Origin of the sequence: Corynebacterium sp. HMSC11E11 (genome assembly GCF_001807025.1) — a bacterium.
GTDB lineage: Bacteria > Actinomycetota > Actinomycetes > Mycobacteriales > Mycobacteriaceae > Corynebacterium > Corynebacterium freneyi.
In genome coordinates this window covers 38,540-43,344 of the sequence record NZ_KV787157.1, presented here as the reverse complement: position 1 = coordinate 43,344, position 4,805 = coordinate 38,540, and the positions used below count along the sequence as shown (strand labels likewise).

Annotated in this window: 5 protein-coding genes and 1 tRNA gene; 5 read left to right on the top strand and 1 reads right to left on the bottom strand. The window is 69.6% G+C overall.

Translation table 11 applies throughout. The features are described from left to right. Window positions 1-148 precede the first annotated feature (148 nt). Both HMPREF3121_RS09385 and glpK read left to right on the top strand, forming a co-directional pair. Window positions 149-595, top strand: a complete 447-nt coding sequence (locus HMPREF3121_RS09385) for a hypothetical protein (protein ID WP_070522678.1) — start codon at window positions 149-151, stop codon at window positions 593-595. A 99-nt stretch (window positions 596-694) separates the two neighbouring features. Next, complete coding sequence (gene glpK / locus HMPREF3121_RS09380; RefSeq protein WP_070522700.1) at window positions 695-2,179, top strand: glycerol kinase GlpK; 1,485 nt, start codon at window positions 695-697, stop codon at window positions 2,177-2,179. 11 nt (window positions 2,180-2,190) lie between these two features. On the opposite strand, the gene cobF is transcribed toward glpK, so the two are convergent. Next, window positions 2,191-3,006, bottom strand: a complete 816-nt coding sequence (gene cobF / locus HMPREF3121_RS09375; RefSeq protein ID WP_070522698.1) for a precorrin-6A synthase (deacetylating) — start codon at window positions 3,004-3,006, stop codon at window positions 2,191-2,193. A 140-nt stretch (window positions 3,007-3,146) separates the two neighbouring features. Here cobF and HMPREF3121_RS09370 point away from each other — a divergent pair. From HMPREF3121_RS09370 to HMPREF3121_RS12460, 3 genes are all read left to right on the top strand, one after another. Continuing rightward, window positions 3,147-3,222, top strand: a tRNA-Arg gene (locus tag HMPREF3121_RS09370). Window positions 3,223-3,637: 415 nt separating this feature from the next. Further along, window positions 3,638-3,970: a hypothetical protein gene (locus HMPREF3121_RS09365; protein WP_070522675.1), complete on the top strand. Its 333-nt coding sequence runs from the start codon at window positions 3,638-3,640 to the stop codon at window positions 3,968-3,970. A gap of 238 nt (window positions 3,971-4,208) precedes the next feature. Next, on the top strand, window positions 4,209-4,805 hold a 597-nt coding region (locus HMPREF3121_RS12460; RefSeq protein WP_246816124.1), incomplete at its 3' end, for a neocarzinostatin apoprotein domain-containing protein.

The window sequence follows — 4,805 nt, the reverse complement described above, 5'->3', positions numbered from 1 at the left end:
GCCGCACCGTCCGGTGCGGCGGGGATCGCCGTTTTCGCGTGTCACGCTTCCACTACCCTGGAGGTCAAGTGACGCCGCCGTCCCGGGCGGTTCGAGACGCGGTGCGGCCCATGTGCGCCGATGCCCGCCGCATGAGAGGAGTGCCCCCATGGAACCCATGGAACTCAATGCCGGTCGTTTCCATCTCCGGCCGTTGCGCCAGGATGGCCGCGTCGACGACGCCCCCGCGTTGGCCCTCGCCCACGGCCGCGCGGTGTACCCGGAGTATTTCGAGGATGCGGCGGCGGATTGGGCCGCCGACCGCGTGTACCGGTGGGCGGTCGCCGAGCAGACGAACATCGATTTGCTGGCCGAAGTCGCGGTGACCCTGGTGGGCGACGACGGTGCCGAGGTGGTCATCCACGTAGCCGGTGATCCGGACCGGGTCGTGGAGGTCGACGATCCGACGCTCGCGCCGGTCACGGTCTCCGATGCCGCCGATGCGGCGAAGCAGGTCGTGGGCCGGTGGATCGAGGGGTACCTGGGCCGCACGCCGCTGGCGCCGCGCCCGTTCCCCGGCCACCAGGGCCAGACCCGCCCCGTCGACGAGCGGTAGCGGGGACGACCAGTGAGAATTCCCGGCCAGTTCACCACGCTTTTCGACGCCCAGGCCCGCGCCTTCCGCAATCCCGGCGGCGGCGCGGTCGTCGCCGCGATCGACCAGGGCACGACGTCGACGCGCTGCATCCTGTTCGACCGTGACGGGCGCCGCCGCGGCACGAGCCAGATGGAGCACCGCCAGATCATGCCCAGGCCCGGCTGGGTCGAGCATGACGCGGTGGAGTTGTGGCGCAACACCCGCCGCGTCATCGCCGACGTGATGGCGGAGGAGGAGTGGTCGGCGGCCGACGTCGCCGCACTGGGCATCACCAATCAGCGCGAGACGACGATCGTGTGGGATCGCGACACCGGTGAGCCGGTGTACAACGCGATCGTGTGGCAGGACACGCGCACGGACGACATTTGCGCGAGGCTTCGCGACGACGTCGGCGAGGATCGCGTCCGCCGCGTGACCGGGTTGCCGGTGTCGACGTATTTCTCGGGTCCGAAGATCGCGTGGATCCTGGACAACGTCGACGGCGCCCGAGAGCGGGCGGAGCGCGGCGAGTTGATCTTCGGCACGGTGGACACGTGGCTGACGTGGAACCTCACCCGCAAAAACGGCAAGGCCCTGCACGTCACCGACGTCACCAACGCGTCGCGCACCATGTTGATGAACCTGGAGACCCTCGAGTGGGACCAGGCGCTGTGCGAGGCCCTGGGCATCCCGATGTCGATGCTGCCCACGATCGTCAGTTCGTCGCAGTACCTCGGCGTGGTGCGTTGGCAGGGCCCGCTGCACAACGTGGCCATCGGCGGCATCCTCGGCGACCAGCAGGCCGCCACGTTCGGGCAGGCGTGCCTGGAGCCGGGCGAGGCGAAGAACACCTACGGCACCGGCAATTTCCTGCTGCTCAACACCGGCACGGTGGCCCAGCGCTCGGACCACGGGTTGATCACGACGGTCGCCTACCGCATCGGCGACGACCTGCCCGTCTACGCGCTCGAAGGGTCGATCGCCGTGACCGGTTCACTCATCCAGTGGCTCCGGGACAATCTCGGCCTGATTCCCGATGCGCCGGCCGTCGAAAAGCTCGCGGAAACCGTCGACGACAACGGCGGCTGCTACATCGTGCCCGCCTTCTCCGGGCTGCTGGCGCCGCATTGGCGGCCGGACGCGCGCGGCGTCATCGCGGGGTTGACGCGGTACATCAACAAGGGCCACATCGCCCGCGCCGCCCTCGAGGCCACCGCGTACCAGACCCGCGAGGTCGTGGAGGCCATGAACCGCGACTCCGGCGTCAGCCTGACCACCCTGCGCGTCGACGGCGGCATGGTGCCCAACAACCTGCTCATGCAGTTCCAGGCCGACATCCTCGGAGTGCCCGTGACGCGGCCGGTGATCACCGAAACCACGGCTCTCGGCGCCGCCTACGCCGCCGGCCTGACCGTGGGTTTCTGGGAATCGACCGACGAGATCCGGGCGATGTGGCGCGAGGACCGGACCTTCGTGCCCGACATGGAAGCCGACCGCCGCGACGCCCTTTACTCCGAGTGGGGCAAAGCCGTCGAACGCACCCTGGACTGGGTGGAGGACTGACGGCCGGGCCCCTACTCCCCCGCGTCGGTCGTGCCCGCCGGACGCAACAGGTAAATGTCCATGATCCAACCGTGCTCGGCGCGCAGCTCGGCCTTCAGCGTCGCCAGCTCCCCGCCGATCTCCCCGACCCGGCCGCGGCGCAGCACCTCCATCGGGGTGCCCAGGTAGGCGCCCCACAGGATCTCCTCGTCGGCGTCGGCATGCTCCAGCCACGCCGCGGCCCCGTCGAGCATGACCACCGCGTCGGTGCCCGCCGGCCGCTCGCCCAGACGGCGCCCCGTGGTCACCAGAACCGGGCGCCCGATGCGATTCAGCGTCGTCGCGTGCGCCGCCGTCAGCGCCTGCACCGCGGTGATGCCGGGGATCACGCGGACCTCGAGCTCCGCCCCCAGCCCCCGGATGTGATCGAGGATCCGCAACGTCGAGTCGTACAACGACGGGTCGCCCCACACCAGGAACGCACCGCGCCGCGCACCGCCCTCGGACGGCGCCAACGACCGCGTCATGGCGTCGTAAAGCAACTCGGCCCGCGCCCGGTGCCAATCGCGCACCACGCCCGCATAATCCGCCGGCGCCCGATCCCGCGGCGGATCCGGCACGACCACCAACTCCACGTGCGGAGCATGGGCGTCGAGGATGGCGCGGCGCGCATCGAGCAGATCCGCCTTCGCCTCTCCCTTGTCCAACGCGAACACCACGTCGACGTTCTGCAGCGCCTCGATGGCCTCCACCGTCACGTGCGCGGGACTGCCCGCACCGATGCCGATGACGTCGATGCCCAGCACCGCCGGGGCGTCGTTGGCGTCGGTGACCGTGGGCTTTTGCACTTCCTGGACCTCGCTGCATCGGACTTTCCCGACGCGGACCATCGGCCGGGCTGGCCCCATCGTAGACCGGGCGCACCGTGGGGTAATGTTGTGGCGTCGCGACGCGGCACGCGCCGCAGCGCCCCGCACGTCGCCGACTCGCCCCAGTAGCTCAGTGGATAGAGCACGGCTCTCCTAAAGCCGGTGTCGCAGGTTCGATTCCTGCCTGGGGCACCACGAAACAACCCCCGGCCTTCGGCAATAGGTCGGGGACTGCCGCGTTGAAGGGGTCGAAACCCGCCTAAGCCCACAAAAACCCCCGCGAGTTGATTCCCACCCCGCCGCCGACCGTGACGACCGGGCCCGCCTCCCGGCCCGCCACCCGAACGGGGGCCGCAACCACCCGAAAACACCCCTTGCGGACGCCGTTCCGGCAGGTCACGGGGCATCGATCACCGTTAGCCCGGGGTGGGGCGAATCTCGCCGGGCGCAGGTGCCCCGACCATGGTTAGGGTCGAAGGTGGACATGGTGCATTCGGTCATCGGGTGCGCCCGGAAGAACCGACGCCCCCCCCCTGAAGGCCGGCCCGGTCGCACGAGGGTTTTCGGGACTTCCGCCGACAGTGGAAGCATCCACGGAAAGGACCCCGCAATGCCCGCCTCCAGGAAGCCCGCGTTCACCGACGTCGACGGCGTGAAGGTTTTCGCCCGTCTCACCGACATCGACGGCCACCTCCGCCTGCGCCTCGTCGACGAAAACGAGAAGCAGATTCTCCTGCTCAATTTCTACGACGCCAAGCAGCTCGGCGCGGCGGTGGACATGTTCCTCGGCCAGCGTTACGGCGCGAACTTCTCCGAGCTCGACGGCAACATCTCCCTCGAGGACCGCAAGGAGCTCTTCCACGAGGAACTCGAGGAACTCGAGGAGAAGCTGAAGAAGGAAGCCGAGGAGGAGAAGGCCCGTCGCGCCCGCGGCGAGCTCTAAGCTTCCCGCCGACCCCTTACCTCCGGCACGCCCTAGCACGCCGCACGCGCGCACGTGAGCGTCTCCGGCCCTGCTTTACGACGCCGACCCGCCCCACCGAGGGGCGTGGTCGGCGTTTTCATTCCGGTTGACAACGGCCCCCACAACGGCCCCCACAACGGCCCAGCGATTGCGATTGCCATACCTTTTTTGCATAGGCTACCCTCAGCCTGACTTGAGGATGACAATCGGAGGATCCGTGACCGTTCCCGCACCCCACCGCGCGTGCTCCCCGGCAACCGATGCCCGCCCCACCGCCGGGCGACGCCATCTCCGGTTGCCGCTCGCCGCGATCGCCGTCGGCGCCGTCGTCATGATCGGCGGCGGCCCGCTCCCGACCCCGACCGCCGGGGCCACCCCGGGGCTGCCGACGTCCCTCGCATCTCCACTGCCGTCGCTGCCCGGCGGCTTCCCGGCGCTGCCCTTCCCCGGAGGCGCCGCCAACCGCGATGCCTCCGACGGCCCCCGCTTCACCCTCTCCGCACGAGACGGGCTCGACGATGATTCCGTCCTCACCATCACCGGCGCCGGCTACGCGCCCGGCGAGAACATCTACGTCACGCAGACCATCGAGAAGCCCGCGTCCGGGTACCCGCAGACCTACGGCGAAGCCGTCAAGGTCAGCGTCGACGACGCCGGCGCATTCACCACCGAACTGCCGGTCGACGTCACCTTCGGCGACGTGGATTGCCGCACCACCCAGTGCTACGTCGCCACGTTCACCGCATTCCCCAAACTCGCCGATCGCAGCCAGGACGTGTGGGAGCCCATCCACTTCGACGGCGCCGCCACACCC